Here is a 24,306-nt window from a genome sequence, read left to right on the forward strand (position 1 = left end):
GCCACGCTCGAAGCCTGTTTCGAACGTGACACTTTTTTATTTCTTAATAATTTCTGATACAGTGACAAATTCATAGCCTTGCTCTTGTAATGTCGCTAGGATGGGGTCTAATGCATCGGCAGTCGTTTGATGAATATCATGCATGAGTATGATACTACCATTTCTGGCGTTTTTTTGAACAGCAGCTAATGTTTTTTTCGGATCACGGTGCTTCCAATCGAGCGTATCAATTGTCCAAAGGATGTTTGGCACTTTTAATTGGTTTATGATGGTTTTGTCATACGCACCATATGGAGGTCGAAATACAGTAGCATTGTGTCCGATTGTAGCTTTAATGACGGCATCAGTAGAATCGATTTGTAATTTGGCCTTTTGAAGTGGTAATGTTGTTAATTTCGTGTGATTATATGTATGGTTGCCAATTTCGTGCCCGGCATCTGCTACTGATTTTAATATTTTTGGATTTTTTTTCACTTCATTACCAACAACAAAGAATGTCGCTTTAGCGTTGTATCTTTCTAAAATTTCTAAAATTTGTAGTGTCACTTTTGGATGTGGTCCATCATCAAAAGTGAGCGCTATTTTTTTTGTTTTATTACTTGTCGTATTGTTTGGAGGAAGTGGTTTTGTAGTAGCATTTTTTAAGCTACTTGCTAAAACATAGCCTGAAACTTCTTTTGTTGTGACAAACGCCCAGCCGTTAAAATTTGTTAACATTGTTACTTCTGTATTAGCCGAAAGATGCCCAAGTATATCACTAGAGAGGCTAGCAGTGGTACGTACGATAAGTCCTTTTGGATCGTTAACAATTTTCTTTTTAGTGGATGGGTCGACAACAGCTTGTTTATCTACATAGCCGGCTAAATGACCATAGCGGATAAAAATATAATTAGGTGAATTGCTAGGGAACACTTCTACAATACTGTTCAAATAAATTCTTCCAAGCAGTTGTCCTTGCTGCGCATCACTTAGATAAATTGGCCAATCTGCTTTAGAATGCACGAGCATATATTTTGCTTGCACAGTAGTTAATAGTTCGTTATTAATGTAGCCAATTTGCTCTTTGTATTGAACTTTTGACCATTGTTCCTGCTCTTCCAACACAATAACGGGCACATTTTGAGGTAATTCATGCATAACTAATTGCAATGAATCATCGAACAATTCACTCTTATTCGTTGTCATTTTAATATTAGCGTTAGTTGCAGCACTGGAATAAAGAGATAAATATAAACTAAACAGTACCATTATAACTGCGCAAAAAATTAATTTTTTCATGTAGAAAACTCCTTCATCGAGTTAGAATGAATTGTTAAAAATTCACTTAATACTACAAGTATACAATTCTTTACGCAAAATATGAATAAACCCTAGATTAATTACGCCCCGGAGTAATTGCGTCCTGAGTTTTTCGAGCAGGCTCGAAAAAATCCTCAAAAAAATCTGTGACATCCGCCGGGGATTAACTTGTTTCAGTGTGGGTTTGCCCCCCCCGCTGAAGCAAGTTAAATATTCATTTACTAAATTGAATTGTAAATCAAATAAAAAAACGGATAAGCATTGAATTTTGCTTATCCGTTTTCGTAATGAAATTATAGAGAAATCGCTTTTACTTCGTCGATATTTTCAAGTTGTGCAACATAGACTAAATCTTCAGTTGTTACTTCATTATCAACAGCAAGCATCATAACTGCAGAACCACCAACATGGTCGCGACCTACTTGCATCGTTGCAATGTTAATGTCTTTTTCGGCTAACTTAGTCGCTACACGGCCGATTGAACCTGGTTTGTCTTGGTTTTTGATGTAAAGTAGGTTGCCTTCAGGAACCACGTCTACTACGAAACCTTCAACTTTAACGATACGAGCACCAAGCCCGTTTAATAGAGTACCTGCAACTGTGTGTTTTTCTGTTTCTGTGATAATTTCAACTGTAATTAAGTTTGTAAAACCTTTTGCAGTTGTTGTTTTGTGTTCGTTAATTTGCATACCGATACGCTCAGCTAAATAACGTGCGTTTACATCATTTACGTGAGAGCCGTGGTTAGTAGAAAGTAAACCTTTAATAGCATTTGCAGTTAATGGGCGAACATCAAAATTAGCTACTTCACCTGCATAAGAAATATTTAATTGTTGAATGCCTTCTTCAGTTACTTGGATTAAGAATTTTCCAAGTTTTTCAGCTAATGCAAAGAATGGTTCAACTTGCGCAAGTTTTTCTTTTGGAATTGATGGCATGTTTACTGGGTTTGTAACAGTACCTGTTTTATAAAATTTAATAATATCGTTTGATACGTCTACTGCAACTGATTCTTGAGCTTCTACTGTAGATGCACCTAAGTGAGGCGTTGCAATTACTTGTGGTAATGTTAGTAATTTGTGATCTGTAGCTGGCTCTTCCACGAATACGTCTAGTGCTGCACCTGCTACTTTGCCTGCTACGATTGCATCATATAAATCGTCCTCGTTAATAATACCGCCACGTGCACAGTTAATAATACGAACGCCGTCTTTCATAATCGCAAAACGTTCTTTGTTAATGATATTGCGAGTTTCAGGTAATAACGGCGTGTGTACTGTGATGAATTCAGCAGCTGCACATACTTCGTCAACTGTTCCTTTTGTTATGCCAAGCTCTTTTGCGCGTTCCTCTGTTAAGAATGGGTCATAAGCGATAACGTTCATGCGTTGACCTTTTGCACGGTATGCTACTTCCGCACCGATACGGCCCATACCAATAACGCCTAATGTTTTATTTTTTAACTCAACACCAACATAAGATTTACGGTCCCATTTACCGTTTTTAAGTGTGTTGAATGCTTGTGGAATGTAACGTGCTAAAGATGTCATCATTGCAATTGTATGTTCAGCAGCAGAGTTTGTGTTACCGTCTGGTGCGTTTACAACAATAATTCCGTGTTCTGTTGCAGCTGTTAAATCAATATTATCTACACCAACACCAGCGCGACCGATTAGTTTTAAGTTTTTCGCAGCTTCTATTACTTCGCGGGTAACCGTTGTTTGAGAACGAACAAGGAGTACATCTACGTTAGCGATTTTTGCGATTAATTCTTCAGGAGCAAGGCCAGTGTCGATAATAATATTTAAGTCTAATTCCGTTTCTTGACGTAATGGGAAAATCCCATCTTCACTAAGCGGATCTGCAATAAATACGTTAATTGTTTTTGTGCCTTTTTCGATAACTTCAGTTGCCATAATAAAATTCTCTCCCTTAATGGTTTATCCATTTTTTGAAATAAAATAAAAAGCCTTCCGTCCCTTACATGTCACTGTAAGGGGCGAAAGGCTAAGAAATATCAGAATCGCGGTACCACCCTTATTTGTTGACGTAATATTCAGATAAATACTCGTACAACCTCATCCATATGCGTAACGTGCATGGGACGGAATAACCTACTAACATTTTCAGCTATTCTATTCAAGAGTGGAACTTTATCGTCGTATATACTGGTTTACACCAACCACCAGCTCTCTTTGCTATACAAATCGAAAAGCATGTCTCTATCGCAATAGTTTATCGTGATTAAATTTGATAACATCATAAACCCGAATGTTCACCTTTGTCAACGGTATATTCGATTTTCTGAAAATTTTTTCGTTTCCATTAACTTGTAAACGTATAAATACGAACTATTTTACGTTTAATAGGATTTAATATTCGTTTTTTGGATTTTTAGATGTAAGCGCTAACGATGTTGGTATTATGCCTTTTGATTGAATTTACTGAAAATATTACGGGTGAAATTATAAAGATGGAATTCGTTTTTTATTTTTGTGACATAATTTTGTCACAAAAAAATTTTTATGACTAATTTTATTTCTTCCCATTTAGAAGGGGATATATAAACGAGCACGAAATTATCAATTATACCTTGGGGGAATTGCGTCCAGATTTTTTCAAGTTTTCTTAAAAAAATCTCTAAACATCTGTGATATCTGATGGGCAATAGGTCAATACAAAGTTGATCACGAAGGCGTTGTCACAGGACGTGGCGCCATTGGTATTTGTTCCTTATTTTTTCCTTCGTTCATCTAGTCAGCCAGGATTTGAACTTTCACTGAATGAAGTCATACTTGGCATTTATTACCCTTCTAATAGAAATAGGGGACTTCTGACCTGTCGCTTTGCTTATTGTACAAAAGAGTTTGCTGAAGCCAGTTTAATTGTGGGAAATAAAGGGGGCATTTTGAGTGCGTTATGATGTCATAGTTGTTGGAGCCGGAATTGCTGGTCTAGTAGCTGCTTGTGAATTAATTGATGCAAATAAAAAAGTATTACTTGTTGATCAGGAGCCTGAAAATTCAATTGGTGGGCAGGCGTTTTGGTCATTTGGAGGATTATTTTTAGTTGATTCACCTGAACAAAGAAGACTTGGGATAAAAGATAGTAAGGCATTAGCCTGGCAAGATTGGATTGGCACTGCTGGATTTGACCGTTTAGAAGATGAAGATGTTTTGGCATATGAATGGGCTAAAGCCTATGTAGATTTTGCGGCTGGTGAAAAATATAGTTGGCTACAATCAAAAGGCATTCGTTTTTTTCCGGTAGTGGGATGGGCCGAACGTGGTGGTTCACTTGCTGGGGGGCATGGAAATTCTGTTCCGCGCTTTCACATTGTTTGGGGAACTGGACCGGGCTTGGTTGAGCCATTTTCCAACCAAGTATTACAAGCGGTGAGTGAAGGGAAAATCGATTACAAGCCACGTCATCAAGTAACCGAACTAATAACAATAGACGGAGAGGTGTCAGGCATTCGTGGCAATATATTAGAAGCGGCTACCATAGCACGAGGTGAAGAAAGTTCGCGTGTCGTGATTGATCATTTTGAATATCATGCAGATGCCGTAGTCGTTGCAAGTGGGGGAATTGGTGCCAATATCGAATTAGTGAAGAAAAATTGGCCAGCACGACTAGGAACCCCCCCTGAAAATATGGTATCTGGCGTACCGGCATATGTTGATGGAAAAATGCTCGAAATTACCGAGCAAATTGGAGGGCGCATCGTCAATCGTGATCGGATGTGGCATTACACGGAAGGGTTGAAAAATTGGAATCCGATTTGGCAAAATCACGGCATTCGCATTTTACCGGGGCCATCATCTATGTGGTTTGATGCGGTGGGAAATCGTTTTACAGCGCCGAATTTTCCTGGCTTTGATACGCTTAGTACCCTTGAAGCAATTCAAAAAACAGGCTATGACTACTCATGGTTTATATTAACCGAAAAAATAATCGAAAAAGAATTTGCATTATCAGGTTCTGAACAAAATTCAGACTTAACAAATAAAAGTATTAAAGAAGTGTTGAAACGTGTATTACCAGGTCCCCCAGCAGCTGTGCAAGCTTTTAAGGATAATGGAGAGGATTTTGTTGTCGCAGATAATCTGAAGGATTTAGTAATGGGGATGAATGAGCTTGTTGGAAGTGAGCTGCTAGACTTTATGCACATAAAGGAGCAAATTTTGGCGCGTGACCGTGAGATTGAAAATAAATTCTCCAAGGATGCGCAAATTACAGCAATCCATGGTGCACGAAATTATATTGGAGATAAATTAATACGTGCAGCGAAGCCACATAAATTATTAGATTCAAAAGCTGGCCCACTGATTGCCGTGCGTTTAAATATTTTAACGCGAAAAACATTGGGTGGACTGCAAACGAATTTAAATGGGCAAGTGTTGAATGAGTATGGTGACCCAATTTCCGGACTTTTTGCAGCGGGTGAAGTAAGTGGCTTTGGGGGAGGCGGTGTCCATGGCTACCGTTCTTTAGAAGGTACATTTCTTGGTGGCTGTCTGTATACAGGGCTTCAAGTTGGGAAATTTTTGAGTAAATAAAGGGAAAATGCTACACGTTGTCGAAATGAATGGTTATTCATAAAAAGGGGTGTTTGAACAATGTATGAAACTATTCAATTAGAAGTAGCAGAGAGAAAAGCGACAGTTACGTTAAATCGACCAAGCGCAATGAATGCCATGGATTTTACAATGATGCGCGAATTAGCAGATTGCTTTGAGGCACTGCATAATGAAAAAGAAGTTCAAGTACTTGTGGTCAAAGGGGAAGGAAAAGTATTTTCTGCTGGTGGCGATGTAAAGATGATGGTTGCTTCGGATGATTTTTCAGATTTTGGTACCATCATGGGAGATATTGCACGTTTAGTAAAAGCCTATTATACGCTTCCGATGATTACGATTGCCCAAATACACGGTGCTTCGGCTGGATTAGGGTTTAGTTTGGCATTAGGCAGTGATTTTATTGTAGCTGAAGAGTCAAGTAAGCTTGCGATGAATTTTATTGGAATTGGCTTAATACCAGATGGCGCAGGGCATTTCTTCATGAAGGAGCGTCTTGGTACAGTAAAGGCGAAGCAAATGATTTGGGAAGGTAAAATGTTAGATGGTGAACAAGCATTAGCACTTGGTTTAGTTGACTACAATGTGGCTGATGGTACAGCTAGTGTTGTAGTAGACCAAATTGTTGGGAAGTTATTAGCTTCACCAATTTTAGCGATGATTGAAACGAAGCAAATTTTGCATAATGCCAATTTAAGTACGCTTGAGCAAATTTTACAAGGCGAGTCAGAAGGGCAAGTAAAAATGCGTCAAACAAAAGATCATTTAGAAGGCATTCAAGCATTTGTAGCAAAACGTATACCACAGTTTGTAGGAGAATAGTTAGGAGGGCTAGCATGTGATGTGCTAGTCCTTTTTTACAATTTTATCGCAGAACAAAAATCTGTACAACATTCCTGATTGCCATTATGATAATGAAGAATTTAAAAAATGGAGGTAGCCTTGTGGAACAAATACTGCTTTCTAAAAAACAACGACAAGTATTGCATAATGTATATTGTCCAACTGTGGAACAAACGATTGCAATCTGTGAAGTTGAATTAAAGCAGCTAGATGAAGGTCAAATTAATTATTTTGAAGTACCATTCGAACAATTTGAGCAGATTTCAGCGCATTTTAATAATAATGATTATATTAAGCAAGGTGCATTCACTTATCAGCAGGTGCGCCATATTGCGGAAGCTGGTAATGTCCATCATTTAACGATGGATACACAAGGAATGATTTATCTTTTTGAAGAAACGATTGGCATGAGTACAGCTATTTCGTTTGCACAAAGTAAATGGAATGGTGCTGAACGAGAAGTTGCTGTTGAAAATGCTGTTTTTACGGGTTTAACGGTTGTTGGTGAATTATTTGCAGAAGAAGTGATAGAGCAGCATATACAGCTTGTAAATCTAATTGATCATATTGAATTAGATGCTGGTATTGTTGGGGCAATAAAAAAGAACGGTGCCAAAGCGGTCGTAAAAAAAATGGCGGGCTCGGCAACGAAAAAAGTGATGTATAGCTCGATTGCGGCAAAAAAAGCCATTACCTTATTGAATGCCAATGTTGTGACAGGTGCAATTGTAACAGGTATTATGTCGAGCGTAGATATAGTACGAATGATAAAAGGTCAAATGTCACCAGCACAACTATTTAAAAATGTCTCGAAAACAGCAGCAAATGTTGTTGGGAGTATTGCAGGCTTAGTTATTGGTGGAGGAATCGGCTTTACCATCCCAAATGTAAGCACAGCGGTTATTAGTTTAATTGGCGGCATTATTGGACTTATTTTAGGTAGTGTTGTTACTACAAAGCTAATGCAAAAAGTGTTAGATTTCGTTATTAAAGATGATGTAGTAAAAATGCTCGATATTTTTAATGAAGAACTTGTCAATTTAGCACAACAATATTTATTGAATGAAGATGAACTGCAGCAAGTATTGCATGATTTTAATGAAATATATAATATGCCACAAGAATTTCGTAATATGTACGCTTCGGATAATCGTGAAGCATTTGCATGTGGGATGATTGAAAAGGAAATGGATCGTATCGTACGTCAACGTATGTTTTTACAAGTACCAACCAATCAAGAGCTATATGAAATGATTGAGCGACTAACATAAAAAAGGTGGATATCCAGGCTATTAGGATGTCCACCTTTTGACTTTGTATAGGCCAGTTTACACGTGAAATAAAATTAATTTACCTTGTGAGTTTACTAAGCGATGAGTTTTTTCGGCAATCCCTTTTTCGTCGATTTGTTTTTGACCCTCAACTTTTGCTGTTTGGTCATTATCAAAAGTCCAAACTTCATCAAATAAAGTTTCACCTGTTTTTTCAAAAGCTGTAAAACGATAATTCTCCATATTAAACCACCCTTTTTAAGCAAGATATTTACATTATACATAAAATATTTCGACAATTCACGGTACAATTCTACTTTTGTTAGAAAATATTTGTATTATTGAAATGTTCATGAACAATTGTACAGTCTTTTAGTCGGTATCATTCGTATTTACATGTTACAATTACTTGTAATAGAGTAATAAAGGAGCGATTGCCTGTGAATGGAATTACGAAACTTCAACCTGGGGATCAAGTCGATCAATATTTGTTAATTAAAGAAGCTAAAAAAGGTGTTACTACAGTAGGGAAGCCATTTATGTCGCTTATTTTGCAAGATCGAAGTGGGGACATTGAAGCGAAACTATGGGATACGAATGATGAACACGAAAATTTATATCGTGCACAATCCATCGTAAAAGTGGGTGGCGAAATTCATGATTATCGCGGTAAAAATCAACTGCGTGTAAAACAAATTCGTCCAGCGCGTGAAGATGAGGGAGTTACTATTAGTGACTTACTACCAACATCAGCCGTACCAAAAGAACAGCTATTAGAAGAGCTTACACAATATTTCTTCCAAATTCAAAATCCAAATATTTTACGAATTACTCGTTTTCTAGTAAAGAAATATCAAGACCGCCTAATCGTTTATCCAGCGGCAACGAAAAATCACCACGATTACGCATCAGGCTTAATTGACCATGTCGTTTCAATGTTGAAATTAAGCGAGGCGATCTGCGATTTATACCCAACATTAAACCGTGACCTATTATATTCAGGTGTTATTTTACACGATATTGGTAAAGTAATAGAGTTAAGCGGTCCAGTTGGCACAATGTATACGGTAGAAGGGAACTTATTAGGACATATTTCAATAATGGTCAATGAAATTGGTCAAGCGGCAACAGAATTAAAAATTGAAGGCGAAGAAGTGATGTTACTGCAACATTTAGTATTATCACACCACGGAAAAGAAGAGTGGGGAAGCCCGAAAAAGCCGATGATTCAAGAAGCTGAAATTTTACATTACATCGATAATATCGATGCAAAAATGAACATGCTTACGCGTGCACTTGATAAAACAAAGCCAGGCGAATTTACAGAGCGATTATTCCCATTAGATAATCGTTCGTTCTATAAGCCAACAATTTAACTTGATTCTTAAAATTCTTTTTGTATCATAAGCAAAGCGACAGGTACAGAAGTCCCCTACTTCTATAAGTGGGGGATGAATGTCAAATATGTAATTCTATTCAGTGGGGAGTTCAATCCCGGCTGAATAGGGGAACTCAGGCTAAGAACGCCGCGTCGTGCGGCAACGCCTGAGTGACCAACATCGTGTTGGCCTAAGCACCAGCGGATGTCACAGATTTTTTAGGGGATTTTTTCAAGCGAGCTTGAAAAAATCTGGACGCAATTACGCCGAGGCGTAATTGATAAAATAGCATGGGTCGTCTTTTACGGCCCATGCTTATTTTATCTAGCTGATAGAATTGGCTTTTTTTTTATCACGATAACAAACAAACTAGCAAGTAAGCAGAAACCACCTGCTAATAAGAACGCTATTTTATACGAACCCATTGCTTCAAAAACAATGCCCCCAAAATAAGCGGCAACCCCAGCACCTACTTGATGAGCTGCGACCATCCAGCCGTACATCATGGCACTTTTTTCAATGCCGAAGCGTTGACGTGTTAAGCCGATTGTCGGCGGTACAGTAGCAATCCAGTCAAGTCCATAAAAAATAGAAAAAATGATTAACCATGTATAGGAACCACTTGCTAAAGCGAATGGTAACGCTAATAATGACAGCCCACGTAATGAATAATACCAAAATAGTAGCCAACGATTATCGATACGGTCAGTAAGCCAACCAGAAAGCGTCGTGCCAATTAAATCGAAAACGCCCATAAAAGATAACATTGCAGCAGCAGTTACGACAGGAATACCAAAGCTAATGCAGTACGAAATAAAGTGCGTCCCAATAAGACCACTTGTAGATAGCCCACAAATAAAAAAGCTTCCCGCTAATAGCCAAAACTCTTTTACCTTTAAACCCTCAGCTAAAGCGCTTAAAGCCATTTTAAATGGGTTGCCAATAGTTGCCCTTACAGGTTCAATGACTTCATCACTACCATACGGACTGATATTTATTTCGCTCGGATCATTACGCATAAAGAGCGCAATGATTATTAGCATTAGCAAACTTAAAATGAAGATTAACATGATTGCTGTTTGCCATGAATATTGTTCTATTAATGTTGCAAGAACGGGAAGCAATATTAGCTGTCCTGTTGCAGTTGCAGCAGTTAATATACCTACAGCTAAACCGCGTTGTTTATCGAACCAACGATTAGCCACCTGTGTACTTAATACCGTTAAAAATAATCCCGAGCCAATCCCCATCATGACGCCCCAAATGAGGATAAGCTGCCATTCCTTTTGCATGATAGATGTACAAGCTAGCGCGATGGATAATAGGAACATTGAGCCAAGCATCATGCGTTTTAAGCCGTACTTTTCAACGAATGCGGCCATAAATGGACCAGAAAAGCCGTATAAAAATAAACTAACGGCAAATGCAAAGGAAATCGACGGACGGCTCCAACCAAAATCTTGCTCAAATGGGTCGATAAATACACCAGCAGAAGAACGGATAATGCCAGCAACGATAATCGATACAAATGTAACAGCTAAAATAATCCAACTATAATGCCATTTTTTCAAAGCTACACCCCCAAATGTAGAGATTAGAAAAACATCAAATCGAGCTATTTTGGCGCGATTTGATGTTTTTATTAAAATATAAGAAAGTATAATTTTTTCCGTTGTAACAATGTCTAGGCTAAAGCGCCAACTCCTCGTACCATTAGATCCCGCCGTCGAAAGTCGGAAAAGCGCATACTTTCTAGTTGGGCTATCCAATGTCTGAGGCTCACACGATGTGAGTCATTGGGGGCATGCCACATGGACGTGGCGTTTTGCCCACTCGGAGCTAAAAGGGCGCTTAAGCGCTTTTCTTATGTGGATTTCATTGGAAAAATTATGTTTCACCATCGACTAAAAAATGCTCCCGTATACTCGGGAGCATTTTCAATTTTTTAAGAATTACTGATTATCTTGTTGGAATTTTACCATGAAATCAGCAAGTGCCTTACATGCTTCAACAGGTACTGAGTTGTAAGCAGATGCGCGGCAACCACCAACTGAACGGTGACCATTTAAGCCAACAAAGCCCGCTTCTTTTGCTTCAGCTAAGAATTTTTTTTCTAATTCTTCGTCAGCTACACGGAATGTAATGTTCATCAGTGAACGAGAATCTTCTGTTGCGTGACCGTAGTAGAAGCCATTTGAGTTGTCGATAACATCGTAAATGTATGCAGCTTTTTCCTCGTTACGCTTTTCAATTACGTCTAAACCGCCCTGCTCTTCCACCCATTTTAATACTTCACCTAACATATAAATACCGAATGTTGGTGGCGTGTTATAAAGGGAATTGTTTTTTACATGTGTTGCGTATTGTAACATTGTTGGAATGTTTGTGTTTGCTTTTTCTAATAAGTCTTTGCGTGCAATCACGACTGTTACACCAGAAGGACCTAAGTTTTTCTGTGCGCCAGCGTAAATCATTGAAAAATTACTTACGTCTACTTTTTTCGATAAAATATCAGAACTCATATCCGCGATTAACGGAATATCGCCAGTTGTCGGGAATGTCTTCCACTGTGTACCGAAAATTGTATTGTTCGAAGTTAAGTGAACATATGCTGCTTCTGGATCAATGTTGATATTCTCAATAGCAGGGATGTTTTTGTAGTTATTTTCTTTTGTGCTTGCCGCTTCAACTGGTGTACCGAAAAATTTTGCTTCTTTAAACGCTTTTTCTGACCAAGCACCTGTTTGGATGTAACTTGCTTTTTTACCTTCTTGTAAAAAGTTCATTGGAATCATTGTGAATTGTAAGCTTGCGCCACCTTGTAAAAATAACACTTCGTAGTTTTCAGGAATTTCGAAAAGCTTACGTAAGCGTGCAATGGCCTCATTATGTACAGCCTCAAAAGTTGCACTGCGGTGACTAAGCTCCATAACTGACATGCCAGTTCCTTGGAAGTCAACTAACTCGGCTTGTGCTTTTTGTAAAACTTCAAGTGGTAATGCAGATGGACCTGCATTAAAGTTAAATGCGCGTTTTGTAGTAAATGTCAATGGAAACACTCCTTGTGTAAAGTTAAATAATCTCTTACTTGATAATATACCCTTTTACATTTAAAGTGGGAAAATTCTTAAAATAATTTTTACAACAAACAAAAAAGAGCAGAACATATATCAAATTCACGAATTTTTGTATTGAGTGAAAAAATAATGTTCGGTTTTGTGGGCTTTAATTAGAATATTAAGCGTGATTTATATTCGAATGTTAAGAAAAATAATGTATTTGGAACTTCCACACACATGTTGTTAATTAACTTGGTATAATTTAACTTGATTCAGCGGGAGTTCAAACTCCGGCTGAATCAAGTTAAGCTCCGGCGGATGTCACAGATTTTTTAGGTGAATTTTAAAAGAGGAAGTCAGCCTAAAGACGTCACATCGTGTGACAACGGCTGACTGACCCACGTCCTGTGGCCCCGAGCTTGAAAAAATCTGGACGCAATTACGCCGAGGCGTAATTGATAGAATACTTATTGGGAATGAGGTATTTCTTTTGAATGAAACTTTTCAAGCAATTGTAGCAGTAGCACAAAAGAAAGTAAATATAGTAAATCGAAGTGTTTTTAGTTATTTGATGTTGGCTTTACTTGGTGGGCTTTTTATAGGATTTGGTATGTTAACGTTTATCGTTATTGGCGGGATGCTCACACCTGCAGAAGTGCCTTATGTAAAGATTATACAAGCAGCAGTATTTGGAATTGCGCTTTGCATGGTTATGCTAGGTGGCGTTGATTTGTTTACCGGCAATAATTTGGTCATGACAATAGGAGCTTTAGAAAAACGAACATCGTGGCTTGATTTAGTAAAAGTTTGGATAGTTAGTTATGGTGGCAATTTTGTCGGAGCTTATCTTTGTGCGTGGTTATTAGTGATGACCGGCTATGTTGTAGGGGATTTAGCTGCCTATGTTGAAAAAGTAACGCATCTAAAAACGTCTGCTAGTTTTAGTGAGCTATTGTTTCGTGGAATCTATTGCAATGTTTTAGTATGTTTGGCAGTTTGGTGTACATATCGCGTGAAAAGTGAAACAGCGAAAATTGCGTTGATTTTTTGTTGTATCTTTCCGTTTATACTAGGTGGGTTCGAGCATAGTATTGCCAATATGATGGTGTTTTCTGTAGCATCAATGATTCCACAGGGTGCTGTATTTTCAATCGATCATTTTTTTCATAATTTAATTCCAGTAACAATAGGTAATGCACTAGGTGGCGCATTATTAGGAGTTGCGTTTTGGTTAACGGAAACTGGAAATCGCGAATACTAATAATGATAAAATTGGGTGAATTTTGTAGAATTTGCGTGAATTATTGAGCTAAAGTTGTTTCTTGGTGAGAAGTATGACAGTATGAAGAAGAATAAATGCTGGAGGTATGTAAAATGGAATATCCTAAATGTCCACAATGTGGCTCTGAATATACGTATGAAGATGGTGCAAATTTTGTATGTCCTGAATGTGCACATGAATGGCCTCAAACTGCTGAAGTTATAGAAGAAGAGGGCTTAGTTGTATGTGATGCGAATGGCAATTTACTTGTTGATGGTGATACAGTAACAGTCATAAAAGATTTAAAAGTAAAAGGTAGTTCATCTACATTAAAAATTGGTACACGCGTAAAGAATATTCGTCTTGTGGAAGGCGATCACAACATCGACTGCAAAATCGATGGCTTTGGTGCAATGAAATTAAAATCAGAATTTGTAAAGAAAAACTAAAAAAAAGCGAAGTCCAATTTGTTGGACTTCGCTTTTTCTATTTAGATTATTCCGCTGATGTTATGCCTTCGAAAGCACCTTTTAAGTCTTTGTCTTTTACTTCAACTTTTGATTCTTTGATTAACTCAGCCATTTTTTTATTCCAGTCGCCTTTTGTAGCAGCGATTGCATCGCGAATTTCTTCTTTTTTCTCTTCAAGTGTACCGTAGTCTTTTACAGCACGTTTGTCTGTAACTTGAATGATATGGTAACCGAAGTCAGATTTTACAGGTTCACTAATTTCATTGACTTCTAAAGCATACGCTGCATCGTTGAATTGTTCAACCATAGTTCCTACTGAGAACCAACCTAATTCGCCGCCTTTTTCAGCAGAACCAGTATCTGTAGAGTATTCTTTCGCTAATTTAGCGAAATCTTCACCAGCTTTTAGTTTTGCAACTATCTCTTTAGCTAATGCTTCGTCTTCAACTAAAATGTGACGAGCATTTAATTCTTGAGAGGCTTGGTCATAGTACTTTTGAATTTCCTCATCTGTTACTTCAACATCTTTTGTCGCTTTTTCTTGTAATAAGCTGAAGCGGATGTTCGTTTTTAACATATCTTCTGTTAAGTTACTTTGAGCTATTGCAGCTTCGTAGCTATCGCCGTATTGTTCTTTAACAGCAGCTAATTCTTTGTCTACCTCTTTGTCTGTTACTTCATATTTGTCGTTTAAGATTTGTTCGATAACTACTTGTTGTAAAAGCTGATCACCAGCAATTTCTTTAATTGAGTTATAAAATTCCTCTTGCGTAATGTCACCTACGCTTGTTGAAACGACTACTTCATCTCCAGGATTACTACATGCTGCTAAACCTAGAGATGCAGCGAATGTTAATGCTAAAAGAGTTTTTTTCATGTTTGATTACGCTCCTAACTGAACTTTAAATCTTTTGTTACTATAACATAAACGCTTTAAAAACAAAATGGTTGCATGCCGAGGTTGCCTAAGTTTTACAAAAGCAGGTGCATAGGATAAAGGGAGAAAGGAGGTGTTAGTATGGGCGGCAGTGGCTACAATGGTGGCGGTCATGGTTCAGGCTTTGCGTTAATCGTTGTGTTATTTATCTTATTAATTATCGTTGGCGCAGCGTTTCTTTACTAATTTTTAGGTAAGTTACAATAGCTATGTGACTTAAAAGGTGATGCGCATATTTTAAGCGCATCACCTTTAAATGTTGTGAATGTGAGTAATTTATAAGTTAAACGGCTAACAGAACTTCCACATACATGGAAATTAATAAAATGGTAATGAGTACATTAATAGTGCGGAAAATTTTAGGTTGTTTTTCTTCTGGAATTTCGCGGCGACTACATAATGCGGCCGTCATTCGATTAATTTGGAATAAGTATATTACTGAAAATAAAATTACGATAAGAAGTAACAAATTTATTCCTCCCCTCTAAACAAAAAAATTAAAGATCAAGTGGTACTAAAATTTCATATCCTCTTGGTGTTTCCTCAATTATAGCATTGTTTGGTGCGGACTTTAAATTTTTGATATATAAAAAGTCCATTAAACAAATACTACTATGATAAGCAAGCAGCACACTAAAATAATGTGCAAACTCTGGTAAGAGGAAGCCCCCAACAATAAATGCAGTGTTCAGTACAGCGAATGGTGTTATTAACGCGAAAATGTAAGAACGTTTCGGAATGCCATGTTGCAATCGCATATAAAAAATGGGTACGAAATGATATTGAATTTTAAAGCGAAAAACGAGCGATTTTTTGTGATGAAATAGCGCGATATAATGCAAATATTTATGAAGGGGGTAAATAACCGTCACAATTAAAAAGACCAACCATAAATAACGATCCATATGCCGCCCTGTGAAATTAAAGCTAAACGCAATGTATGAAAAGCAAAATACAAGAACGAACAGGATGATCGCTAGTAAATAAAGTCGTGTTGTTCCGTACTCGCGTTCGATATTAATGGTTTTCCAACAGTGCACAGATATCCTCCTATGTGGGGCTCGTCTCGAAAACGTTTTTTAGACGGCCTCTTTCTATGTTTTCCCATTAAACTAAAAGTAATAAACACATTTTAAGCATAATGATGTATTTTTTTTAAACCCTATACTTTTTTATACACTAAAAAAGAAATGTCTTCAAATTTTAGATGAGGACATTTCTTCGTAAACAGTTGGTTATAGTGTAGATGCAGGTGCAGTAATAACTTTTTTGCCTGTTTCATCGATCGTTTCTTTAAAGTTGAAAAATGAGCGTTCAAAGATTTCGATGAAGTCGTCACCGTAAATATTTCGGATGACAGCCATCACATCTAAAAATTCAGGGAAGCGACCATATAATTCTTTTAATGGAAGCGCACCTTGTAAAATAGTATGTTCTGTATCGTGATAATGTTCATACATACATAAAATTAGCTCTGCGCCAGCTGGTGTCAGCTCCACGTATGTATTACGTTTATCTTCATCGCGTTTAGAGAAAGTGAGTAATCCACGTTCTTCTAATTTTTTTGAAAAATTAAAAGCAGTAGATACATGCATGACACCAAATTTAGCTACATCTGAAATCGAGGCACCTTTTAAGTGGTACGAAATCCATAAAATGTGGTGCTCATTAATGTTTAAATCAAAAGGCTTAATCCATGTTTGCCAATCTTTTTCGATAGCTTTCCAAAGGGCTTTTGATAATTGTGCCACTCTTTGGCTAAATAGCATAGCCTCTCTTTGTGAGTATAAATCTTCTGTCAAAGCAATCACCTTCTTCTTTCATTTATCATTTTGAAAATATTATAGCAATAAAAGAAAAAAGTTTAAAGTTAGAAAAATCGAATAATTAAATGTTGATTTAAAAATACTAGAAAATGATATTTTTGGAATTAAAACACCCTATTTTTACGAGTGGAATAGTTCTAAAGAATTAATCGTGAATGATTGTTCATTGTGCGATATTTTTGCTTTGAGGGATAATTTTCTCGATTTCTTTTATAGAATTCTGTAAATTTTCGATTTCTTGTTTTAACTTTTCTGATTCTGGCTCGATTTCAGTTTTAAATGCTGTGAAGTTATCCTTCAATTCATTTATTATACTAGGTATACTATTCTGTGCTTCGGATTTTAGCGTTCCAATCGACTGTTTTACATTGCCTATTTCGGCTTGTACATCTTGTAATTTTGATTTTGCCCCTGTCGTGTTGCTAGCAATATATTGACGGAGCTGTGCACCAGATTGTGGAGCTGAAAATAATACAACTACAGCGCCACTAACTAATCCAGTTGTTAACCCTATAAGAAATGATTTTGCTTTCATTGAATTACGTCCTTTCGAGAGTGTTATTGATATACTCATTTCCATATTCTAATTATAGTAAACATAGACTGTCTGTATTTGGATAAAAAAGCGGTACTAAAAGTGAATGACTTTCGTACCCCCAGATGATTATAGATTTGCTTTAATTTGTGCTGAAAGTTCTGTAAGTACTTCAGGCGGGAATTCAGCTTGGCGACCGTTCCATTGTACTTTTAAGCCGTCTGTCTCGTCATAACGTGGTACAAGGTGAAGATGATAGTGGAACACCGTTTGACCCGCTTCTGCGCCATTGTTGTTAATTGTATTCATACCTACAGGATTGAATGCAGATTTAATCGCGTTGGCTACTTTTGGTGCGGCTGCATATAAATTACGGGCAACATCTTCTGGCATTTCAAAAAGATCCTTGCAATGTGTTTTTGGAATTAATAAGGTATGTCCTTTAGTCAAGGGCATGATGTCCATAAATGCATATACATGCTCATCCTCATATACTTTTAAACTTGGAATTTCTCCGGCAATAATTTTACAAAATAAGCAATCACTCATTTTAGTCGCTCCTTTTCCGTGATATTTCCTTTCATTTTAACATAGAAAATATGGAAAACTATCTTATTATATAGGAAAAATTTCATTTTCCATTCACCAAATGGGTACATTCGGTGTTCAACTTCAAAAGCTTTTGATAAACTAAAATTTAGAAAAAGGAGTGACCACTATGACGATTTTACAACTTCAAAATGTAACAGGCGGCTATACAAAAAAGCCTGTTATTCAAGATTTATCGTTTGAAATAAATAAAGGTGAGCTTGTCGGCTTGATTGGGCTAAATGGGGCAGGGAAAAGTACCACGATTAAGCATATTATCGGAACGCTTTTACCTCGTGCAGGAGAAATTCGTCTAAACGGTGTAACATTAAAAGAGGATATGGATAAGTACCGTTCAAGTTTTTCATATATTCCTGAAACACCTGTATTATATGAAGAATTGACATTAAAAGAGCATTTAGAGTTAACGGCGATGGCCTATGGATTAGATGAAAAAACATTAAAAGACCGTTCAGAAAGCCTATTAAAAGAATTTCGTATGGAAAAGCGTTTAAACTGGTTTCCTTCGCACTTTTCAAAAGGTATGCGCCAAAAAGTGATGATTATGTGCGCATTTTTAGTGAATCCAAGTTTGTATATTATCGATGAACCGTTTGTAGGACTAGACCCACTTGGTATTCAATCTTTACTTGACCAAATGGACGATAAAAAAAGGGCGGGTGCTTCGATATTAATGTCGACACATATTTTATCAACTGCAGAAAAGCATTGTGATCGCATTATTTTATTACATGAGGGTCGTGTACGTGCACAAGGAACAATGGATGATTTACGAAAAGCGTTTAATATGCCGACTGCGACACTAGATGATCTGTACATTGCGATGACAAAGGAGCAAGACAATGAACAACATGCATAGTGTATGGGGAAAGCGATTTGAGCACTATATTGGCGAAGTGATGAAATATATGCGCTTCATCTTTACAGGTCATATTGCCATTGTGCTTGTCTTTATTGTTGGGGCAGGGGGCTATCAATATAGCGAGTGGCTAAAAGTGGTTGAGCCGGATTTCCCTGCGGAGTGGATAATTGCGGTTATTATCGGATTTGTGATTGCGTTTAGTCGGCCTGTAACATTATTAAAAGAGCCAGACCAAGTGTATTTACTGCCGCTTGAAAGTCAGATGCAAGGGTATTTTCATAAAGCGATGAATTGGACTTTTTGGTCGCAAGTGCTTGTGCCTGTTGTGCTTTTTATTGTTTCAATTCCATTATTAAAAGCAGTGACCGATTTATCGGTATTATCACTATGGTTAACGGTCGTATTTGTAGCAGTTTTAAAGTGGCTTAATGTGCGTGCGGAGTTTTATTATCGTTTTGTCAATCGTGGCAAAGCGGTGCTATTGGATCGTTTTGTACGTGTAATTGTAACAATTTTAGGAATTCAAATGTCATTAGCGGATGGTTTTATTGCTTCAGTATTTTTAGTAATGCTAGCGTATTACATTTTTGTCTTAAAGAAAAAAACGGTGAACAATCCTGTGCCATATGAGCATTTTATTAAGCTTGAGCAAAATCGTATGATGGGCTTTTACCGTTTTGCCAACTATTTTACTGATGTACCGCATTTAAAAGGTTCGGTAAAGCGTCGTGCATGGTTAGATGTTGCCTATAAAACGATTGCATTCAAAAAGGGAAATACACAAGCATACTTAGTTTATCGTACGTTTATTCGTACGGATGACCACTTTTACTTATGGGTGCGTTTAACTGCAATTGCAGGGGGGATTGCACTATTTATTTCGATTCCATTTGTGACATGGATTGTTGTAGCAGCAATGGCCTTTGCAACGACATTACAAATAAAATATGCGCTGATGAACGCTGGTGAGTTCCGAATGGATATGCTCTATCCAATTGCACGCGATACAAGAAAGCAGGCAGTTGCAAAGTTATTGCGTCAATTAAGTGTTGTACAAGCAATCATAGTGATGTTATGCGCGATCATGCAGCCGCTGTTTTTTATAGTTCCTGTCGTAATGATTGTTGTAAGTGAATTGACATTGCGTATGTCAAAATAAAAGATGGGGTTTTAGCGAATAGCTAACCCCATCTTTTTTTCGGTGATAAACCGGAGTTTAGTAAATCTAGAATAGAATGTGCTTGTTGCATGTGTAGTTGCATGGCATATTGTGTAGCCTGCATTAAAATGCTTGCCTTAGTGAAATTCATCATTTCCTTTGCGATATCCGCGTCACGAATGCGTGATTCCGCAGCTGTTAAATTTTCAGATGTGTTCATAGTCACATTATAGGCATGTTCTAATCGGTTTTGATAAGCTCCTAAACGAGCACGTTCCATTGACGTTTGGTTTAATGATTTGTCCAATTGACTCAGTGATTTTTCTGCATCTTCTCTTGTTGCAATTGATAAACCGTCTAAGCCTAATGAGGAGCTACTTACTTCACCAATTAATACTTCAATATTTTGCCCACTGTTGGCACCAACCTGAATTTTCAAACCGCTATCTTTATAGTCACCGTTTAATAATGTGCGGGTATTGAATTCGGTATCGGTAGAAATGCGGGTAATTTCTTTTTTTAGCTCTTGGAATTCGATATCGAGTAGCTTTCGGTCATCGTCAGTTAATGTATCGTTACTTGCCTGTACCGACAATTCACGCATTCGTTGTATAATGGCATGGGTTTCGTTTAGTGCACCTTCAGCCGTTTGAATGAGCGAAATGCCATCTTGAATATTTTTACCTGCCATATTTAAACCACGGATTTGTGCGCGCATTTTTTCAGAAATGGCAAGTCCTGCCGCATCGTCAGCAGCACTATTGATTCGATACCCTGTGGAAATACGATACAGTGCTTTATTCATTGCGTTATACTGGCGGTTATAGTTGTTATAAATCGCAAGTCCAGCACTGCTCCAGCTTCCAATACGCATGTTGCTCCCCTCCCATAAAACATACTCATGGGTTATATCGGCAATCTTACGTAATTTTCCATTATAAAAATAATCCACCAATTAAAAGTCCTGCTAAAATAACGAATGCAGGATGAATTTTAAACTTTTCTAATGCGAAGTAGCTAGCGACAACAAGTAGTACCGTTGGAATCCAATTGTTATGTTTATATGATGTTTGTAAAAAATCAAATGATAACGATAGCATTAGTACCGCAATTGCAGGTAATACAAAGCTCGATAAACGTTTAACACGTGGTGAGTTACTATGTTTATACAACAAATTTAATAATAGTAGCATCAATGCAAGTGATGGCGCAATTGTTGCAAATAAGGCAACAATGCTTCCTAAAACACCAGCTACTTCAAAGCCAATATAGCCAGCCATTTTTGTAGCAATTGGTCCGGGTAATGAATTGGCAAGTGCCAACAGTTCGCTAAATTCAGTTTTAGACATCCACTCATATTTTTCTACAACTTCATGCTCGATTAATGGGATTGCAGAGGGTCCCCCGCCATACGCTAAAATATTCGGAAAGAAAAAAGCGATAAATAAATGGAGGTAAGTCATGATTCTTGACCTCCTTTAACAGGTAATGCAATAGCAAGCACCAATAAAATAGAAATAACAATGCCCGGATGAATATTTAAAAGAATAATGGCAATAAAGCTCACGATAAATATAAGTGCAGCAATTTTGAAACCGAGAGAAGCTTTTGATTTTTTTAAGAAATCGTACGTTAACACACCCATCATCACAGCCACTACTGGGATAACTCCGTTTGTCATGCCACTGACAAATTTTGATTCATGAAATTGTTTTAATGAACTTAATAATAAAATGATTAGTATTACAGTTGGTACAACCGTTGCAAATAGGGCGGTAATTAGCCCAGGCCAGCCACCAATTCGGTAGCCAATATAGCCAGCCATTTTTGTAGCGATTGGGCCAGGCAATGTGTTACCGATTGAAATGACATCAGCAAATTCTTCATCTGTCATCCAACCATATGTTTTGACGACTTCTTTATGTACGAGTGGAATCGTTGTAGGACCACCGCCAAAGCCTAGAATACCAGAACGAAAAAAGGCGATAAATATATGTAATTGTTTAGCCAACATGATTTCCTCCATCATGACTTAGTTTTTCACAATACAAAAGCTGTGAGAAAAAATATTGCCCCCACAGCTTTCTTATAATATAAGAAAGTATAATTTTTTCAAAGTGTCTAGGCTAAAGCACCAGCCCCTCGCACCATTAGATCCCTCCTGCAAAAGTGGGGGTGCGTTTACTTTTGCAGGAGGGCTCTCCAATGTCTGAGGCTCACACGACGTGAGTCATTGGGGGCATGCCACATGGACGTGGCGTTTTGCCCACTCGGGGCTGGAAGGGCGCTTTAGCGCTTTTCTTATACGGGCATTATTCTTTTGGTGGTGCATTATATGTCGTAATATAGGAAGGTGAATTGAACATTGATTGAAGTACGGCTGCTTTGCTTTCGAAAAGAGGTGCAAAACGTTCTGCATAGACTGCGCTATTTTTCCAAACTTCATAGGAGACTGGTCCACCCCATTGAGTAATGAACAAATACGTTTCTTCTTTAATAGGACGTAACAAACGATATGCGATGACAGCATCGTTTGAATCAAGCAATGAAAGGGTATTTAGTGCTTTTTCCTCGAAAACTGGGCGCTCATCTGACATAATAGGCATATTGTAAAAAGTGAAATAGCCTTTTTGTTCAAACTGCCCTTTTTGAGCGATTACCTCGAATTTTCTTGGGACAGCAAAAATGGATTTTTTGTCGCTTTCATGTAAAACGACTGAATTACCATTACCATGTAGTAGGATTAAAGGGTGTTGTGCATTTTTTTCGATTAATTTCTCCATATAATCTGGTGTACCAGATGTTACATAAAAGTTCATAAGTTTAAACCTCCTTTATTCTATTATTTTCATTTATAAAGCTGTTCCAGCTTTTTGTCAAAATGTTATGTGGCGTTAAGGGCGATTTTATGACATTTACTTAAGAAATCTATACATTTTCTATAGAAAAGTTTATAGTCGATAATGGATATCAATGACGTTTTTATGGATTGGAAAAATCAAGAAATTCTATTTGATAAGGAGTAACATCAAACATGACGAAATTTAACGATACATTATTACGTGCAGCTCGTGGGGAGCAAGTCGATCATACGCCAGTTTGGTTTATGCGCCAGGCAGGACGTTCACAGCCTGAATATCGTGAAATTAAAGAAAAATACTCATTAGAAGAAATTACAATGCAACCGGAATTATGTGCTTATGTAACACGTTTACCAGTTGAACAATATAACGTAGATGCTGCGATTCTTTATAAAGATATCGTAACACCGCTACCAGGCATCGGTGTCGATGTAAAAATTAAAGCAGGTGTAGGACCAGTTATTTCAAACCCAATTCGTTCTGTAGCGGATGTTGAAAAGCTAGGCGAGTTCAATGCAAAAGAGCATACACCTTATGTACTTGAAACAATCAAAATGTTAACGCAAGAACAATTAAATGTACCGTTAATCGGTTTTGGAGGCGCACCATTCACATTAGCTAGCTATATGATTGAAGGTGGTCCAAGCCGTAACTACGCAAAGACAAAATCATTTATGGTATCACAACCACAAGCTTGGTTTAAGTTAATGGACAAGCTTGCAGATATGATCATTATGGATATTTCAGCCCAAGTAGAAGCTGGCGCAAAGGCAATCCAAATTTTCGATTCGTGGGTTGGTGCTTTAAGTGTTGAAGATTACCGTATTTTCATCAAGCCTATAATGACACGTATTTTCGGCGAGTTACGTGCACTAAATGTACCGTTAATTCAATTTGGTGTCGGTGCATCTCACTTAGTAAATGAGTGGCACGACCTTCCAATTGATGTTGTGGGATTAGACTGGCGTTTACCAATTCGTGAAGCAGGAGCACGAGGTATAACGAAAGCTGTACAAGGGAACTTAGACCCAACATTACTAATTTCAGATTGGAATGTATTAGAAGCGCGTGCAAAAGATATTGTGGATCAAGGTTTAGCACATTCAAATGGTCATATTTTCAACTTAGGCCACGGTGTATTCCCAGAAGTAGATCCAGCTGTATTAAAACGTTTAACGACATTTGTTCATGATTATAGCCGTGAGCAAATAGCAAAGCGCGGATAAATTGAAGCTTTGCTCGGTGGGGGGCTTTAATCCTCACTGAGCATTAGCTTTCACCAATCCGGCTTTTAGGGACTGTGAATCGCCCACTTACCTGTCTCCTAACACTTGCCAGTTTGAAGTGGACGTCTTACT

The 24,306-nt window shown here is 37.6% G+C and carries 24 protein-coding genes, 1 pseudogene and 1 other annotated feature; of the genes and pseudogenes, 10 read left to right on the forward strand and 15 right to left on the reverse strand.

What is annotated here, in order from left to right; genetic code table 11:
- Positions 1-36: 36 nt before the first annotated feature.
- Complete coding sequence (locus LZ480_RS13040) at positions 37-1,278, reverse strand: polysaccharide deacetylase family protein (RefSeq protein ID WP_241369873.1); 1,242 nt, start codon at positions 1,276-1,278, stop codon at positions 37-39.
- Positions 1,279-1,592: 314 nt separating this feature from the next.
- On the reverse strand, positions 1,593-3,215 hold the full coding sequence (gene serA / locus LZ480_RS13045) for a phosphoglycerate dehydrogenase (RefSeq protein WP_241369875.1): 1,623 nt from the start codon (positions 3,213-3,215) through the stop codon (positions 1,593-1,595).
- A 76-nt stretch (positions 3,216-3,291) separates the two neighbouring features.
- Positions 3,292-3,537: a binding site (T-box leader), on the reverse strand.
- 674 nt (positions 3,538-4,211) lie between these two features.
- Here serA and LZ480_RS13050 point away from each other — a divergent pair.
- From LZ480_RS13050 to LZ480_RS13060, 3 genes are all read left to right on the forward strand, one after another.
- A complete protein-coding gene (locus LZ480_RS13050) occupies positions 4,212-5,858 on the forward strand; it encodes an FAD-binding dehydrogenase (RefSeq protein WP_241369876.1) in 1,647 nt (548 codons plus the stop codon).
- Positions 5,859-5,918: 60 nt separating this feature from the next.
- The gene (locus tag LZ480_RS13055; RefSeq protein ID WP_241369878.1) at positions 5,919-6,698 is read left to right on the forward strand and encodes an enoyl-CoA hydratase; all 780 of its coding nucleotides are present in this window, start codon (positions 5,919-5,921) and stop codon (positions 6,696-6,698) included.
- Between the two features lie 122 nt (positions 6,699-6,820).
- Complete coding sequence (locus LZ480_RS13060) at positions 6,821-7,990, forward strand: hypothetical protein (protein WP_241369880.1); 1,170 nt, start codon at positions 6,821-6,823, stop codon at positions 7,988-7,990.
- 57 nt (positions 7,991-8,047) lie between these two features.
- Here LZ480_RS13060 and LZ480_RS13065 read toward each other — a convergent pair whose 3' ends face one another.
- A complete protein-coding gene (locus LZ480_RS13065) occupies positions 8,048-8,233 on the reverse strand; it encodes a YhzD family protein (protein ID WP_241369881.1) in 186 nt (61 codons plus the stop codon).
- A 197-nt stretch (positions 8,234-8,430) separates the two neighbouring features.
- Here LZ480_RS13065 and yhaM point away from each other — a divergent pair, with 197 nt between their 5' ends.
- Positions 8,431-9,366, forward strand: a complete 936-nt coding sequence (gene yhaM / locus LZ480_RS13070; protein WP_241369883.1) for a 3'-5' exoribonuclease YhaM — start codon at positions 8,431-8,433, stop codon at positions 9,364-9,366.
- 323 nt (positions 9,367-9,689) lie between these two features.
- On the opposite strand, the gene LZ480_RS13075 is transcribed toward yhaM, so the two are convergent.
- Together LZ480_RS13075 and serC are read right to left on the reverse strand one after the other, a co-directional pair.
- Positions 9,690-10,940 carry an MFS transporter gene (locus tag LZ480_RS13075; protein WP_241369884.1) on the reverse strand — a complete coding sequence of 417 codons (1,251 nt, stop codon included), beginning with the start codon at positions 10,938-10,940 and terminating at the stop codon, positions 9,690-9,692.
- A gap of 381 nt (positions 10,941-11,321) precedes the next feature.
- Positions 11,322-12,419, reverse strand: a complete 1,098-nt coding sequence (gene serC / locus LZ480_RS13080) for a 3-phosphoserine/phosphohydroxythreonine transaminase (RefSeq protein WP_241369886.1) — start codon at positions 12,417-12,419, stop codon at positions 11,322-11,324.
- A gap of 499 nt (positions 12,420-12,918) precedes the next feature.
- Between serC and LZ480_RS13085 the strand changes: the two genes are divergently transcribed.
- Positions 12,919-13,689, forward strand: coding sequence for a formate/nitrite transporter family protein (locus tag LZ480_RS13085; RefSeq protein ID WP_241369888.1), 771 nt, complete (start codon positions 12,919-12,921; stop codon positions 13,687-13,689).
- Positions 13,690-13,802: 113 nt separating this feature from the next.
- A complete protein-coding gene (locus LZ480_RS13090) occupies positions 13,803-14,138 on the forward strand; it encodes a zinc ribbon domain-containing protein YjdM (RefSeq protein WP_241369890.1) in 336 nt (111 codons plus the stop codon).
- 46 nt (positions 14,139-14,184) lie between these two features.
- Here LZ480_RS13090 and LZ480_RS13095 read toward each other — a convergent pair whose 3' ends face one another.
- On the reverse strand, positions 14,185-15,036 hold the full coding sequence (locus tag LZ480_RS13095) for a peptidylprolyl isomerase (RefSeq protein ID WP_241369892.1): 852 nt from the start codon (positions 15,034-15,036) through the stop codon (positions 14,185-14,187).
- A 141-nt stretch (positions 15,037-15,177) separates the two neighbouring features.
- Here LZ480_RS13095 and LZ480_RS13100 point away from each other — a divergent pair, with 141 nt between their 5' ends.
- The gene (locus LZ480_RS13100) at positions 15,178-15,282 is read left to right on the forward strand and encodes a YjcZ family sporulation protein (protein ID WP_241369894.1); all 105 of its coding nucleotides are present in this window, start codon (positions 15,178-15,180) and stop codon (positions 15,280-15,282) included.
- Between the two features lie 97 nt (positions 15,283-15,379).
- Here LZ480_RS13100 and LZ480_RS13105 read toward each other — a convergent pair whose 3' ends face one another.
- The 5 genes and pseudogenes from LZ480_RS13105 to LZ480_RS13125 all read right to left on the reverse strand — a co-directional run.
- Entirely contained in the window at positions 15,380-15,565 is a 186-nt protein-coding gene (locus tag LZ480_RS13105) for a hypothetical protein (protein WP_241369896.1), read from the reverse strand.
- 28 nt (positions 15,566-15,593) lie between these two features.
- Positions 15,594-16,136, reverse strand: a complete 543-nt coding sequence (locus LZ480_RS13110; protein ID WP_241369897.1) for a DUF3267 domain-containing protein — start codon at positions 16,134-16,136, stop codon at positions 15,594-15,596.
- 195 nt (positions 16,137-16,331) lie between these two features.
- A complete protein-coding gene (locus LZ480_RS13115) occupies positions 16,332-16,904 on the reverse strand; it encodes an HTH-type transcriptional regulator Hpr (RefSeq protein ID WP_241370214.1) in 573 nt (190 codons plus the stop codon).
- 181 nt (positions 16,905-17,085) lie between these two features.
- Complete coding sequence (locus tag LZ480_RS13120; protein ID WP_241369899.1) at positions 17,086-17,457, reverse strand: YtxH domain-containing protein; 372 nt, start codon at positions 17,455-17,457, stop codon at positions 17,086-17,088.
- Positions 17,458-17,586: 129 nt separating this feature from the next.
- Positions 17,587-18,021 (reverse strand): annotated as a pseudogene (locus LZ480_RS13125) (HIT family protein); the annotation flags it as partial.
- A 154-nt stretch (positions 18,022-18,175) separates the two neighbouring features.
- On the opposite strand from LZ480_RS13125, the gene LZ480_RS13130 reads away from it, so the two are divergent.
- Entirely contained in the window at positions 18,176-18,925 is a 750-nt protein-coding gene (locus LZ480_RS13130) for an ABC transporter ATP-binding protein (RefSeq protein WP_241369903.1), read from the forward strand.
- A complete protein-coding gene (locus LZ480_RS13135; RefSeq protein ID WP_241369904.1) occupies positions 18,909-20,087 on the forward strand; it encodes an ABC transporter permease in 1,179 nt (392 codons plus the stop codon). The genes LZ480_RS13130 and LZ480_RS13135 overlap by 17 nt, the downstream gene beginning before the upstream one ends.
- A 22-nt stretch (positions 20,088-20,109) precedes the next feature.
- On the opposite strand, the gene LZ480_RS13140 is transcribed toward LZ480_RS13135, so the two are convergent.
- The 4 genes from LZ480_RS13140 to LZ480_RS13155 form a co-directional block, all read right to left on the reverse strand.
- Positions 20,110-20,961, reverse strand: coding sequence for a flagellin N-terminal helical domain-containing protein (locus LZ480_RS13140; RefSeq protein WP_241369906.1), 852 nt, complete (start codon positions 20,959-20,961; stop codon positions 20,110-20,112).
- 61 nt (positions 20,962-21,022) lie between these two features.
- The gene (locus LZ480_RS13145; RefSeq protein ID WP_241369907.1) at positions 21,023-21,550 is read right to left on the reverse strand and encodes a chromate transporter; all 528 of its coding nucleotides are present in this window, start codon (positions 21,548-21,550) and stop codon (positions 21,023-21,025) included.
- Positions 21,547-22,101, reverse strand: coding sequence for a chromate transporter (locus LZ480_RS13150; protein WP_408641620.1), 555 nt, complete (start codon positions 22,099-22,101; stop codon positions 21,547-21,549). The genes LZ480_RS13145 and LZ480_RS13150 overlap by 4 nt, the downstream gene beginning before the upstream one ends.
- A gap of 298 nt (positions 22,102-22,399) precedes the next feature.
- The gene (locus LZ480_RS13155; protein ID WP_241369909.1) at positions 22,400-22,906 is read right to left on the reverse strand and encodes a Target of RNAIII-activating protein; all 507 of its coding nucleotides are present in this window, start codon (positions 22,904-22,906) and stop codon (positions 22,400-22,402) included.
- Positions 22,907-23,121: 215 nt separating this feature from the next.
- On the opposite strand from LZ480_RS13155, the gene hemE reads away from it, so the two are divergent.
- Entirely contained in the window at positions 23,122-24,174 is a 1,053-nt protein-coding gene (hemE, locus tag LZ480_RS13160) for a uroporphyrinogen decarboxylase (protein ID WP_241369912.1), read from the forward strand.
- Positions 24,175-24,306 lie beyond the last annotated feature (132 nt).

This window comes from Solibacillus palustris (assembly GCF_022549215.1).
Lineage (GTDB): Bacteria > Bacillota > Bacilli > Bacillales_A > Planococcaceae > Solibacillus > Solibacillus daqui.

Excerpts from the sequence above, each read along its gene's own strand:
- LZ480_RS13040 (WP_241369873.1), bottom strand. The coding sequence starts at position 1,278 with ATGAAAAAATTAATTTTTTGCGCAGTTATAATGGTACTGTTTAGTTTA.
- serA (WP_241369875.1), bottom strand. The coding sequence starts at position 3,215 with ATGGCAACTGAAGTTATCGAAAAAGGCACAAAAACAATTAACGTATTT.
- LZ480_RS13055 (WP_241369878.1), top strand. The coding sequence starts at position 5,919 with ATGTATGAAACTATTCAATTAGAAGTAGCAGAGAGAAAAGCGACAGTT.
- LZ480_RS13065 (WP_241369881.1), bottom strand. The coding sequence starts at position 8,233 with ATGGAGAATTATCGTTTTACAGCTTTTGAAAAAACAGGTGAAACTTTA.
- LZ480_RS13090 (WP_241369890.1), top strand. The coding sequence starts at position 13,803 with ATGGAATATCCTAAATGTCCACAATGTGGCTCTGAATATACGTATGAA.
- LZ480_RS13095 (WP_241369892.1), bottom strand. The coding sequence starts at position 15,036 with ATGAAAAAAACTCTTTTAGCATTAACATTCGCTGCATCTCTAGGTTTA.
- LZ480_RS13100 (WP_241369894.1), top strand. The coding sequence starts at position 15,178 with ATGGGCGGCAGTGGCTACAATGGTGGCGGTCATGGTTCAGGCTTTGCG.
- LZ480_RS13120 (WP_241369899.1), bottom strand. The coding sequence starts at position 17,457 with ATGAAAGCAAAATCATTTCTTATAGGGTTAACAACTGGATTAGTTAGT.
- LZ480_RS13130 (WP_241369903.1), top strand. The coding sequence starts at position 18,176 with ATGACGATTTTACAACTTCAAAATGTAACAGGCGGCTATACAAAAAAG.
- LZ480_RS13135 (WP_241369904.1), top strand. The coding sequence starts at position 18,909 with ATGAACAACATGCATAGTGTATGGGGAAAGCGATTTGAGCACTATATT.
- LZ480_RS13140 (WP_241369906.1), bottom strand. The coding sequence starts at position 20,961 with ATGCGTATTGGAAGCTGGAGCAGTGCTGGACTTGCGATTTATAACAAC.
- LZ480_RS13145 (WP_241369907.1), bottom strand. The coding sequence starts at position 21,550 with ATGACTTACCTCCATTTATTTATCGCTTTTTTCTTTCCGAATATTTTA.
- LZ480_RS13150 (WP_408641620.1), bottom strand. The coding sequence starts at position 22,101 with ATGTTGGCTAAACAATTACATATATTTATCGCCTTTTTTCGTTCTGGT.
- LZ480_RS13155 (WP_241369909.1), bottom strand. The coding sequence starts at position 22,906 with ATGAACTTTTATGTAACATCTGGTACACCAGATTATATGGAGAAATTA.
- hemE (WP_241369912.1), top strand. The coding sequence starts at position 23,122 with ATGACGAAATTTAACGATACATTATTACGTGCAGCTCGTGGGGAGCAA.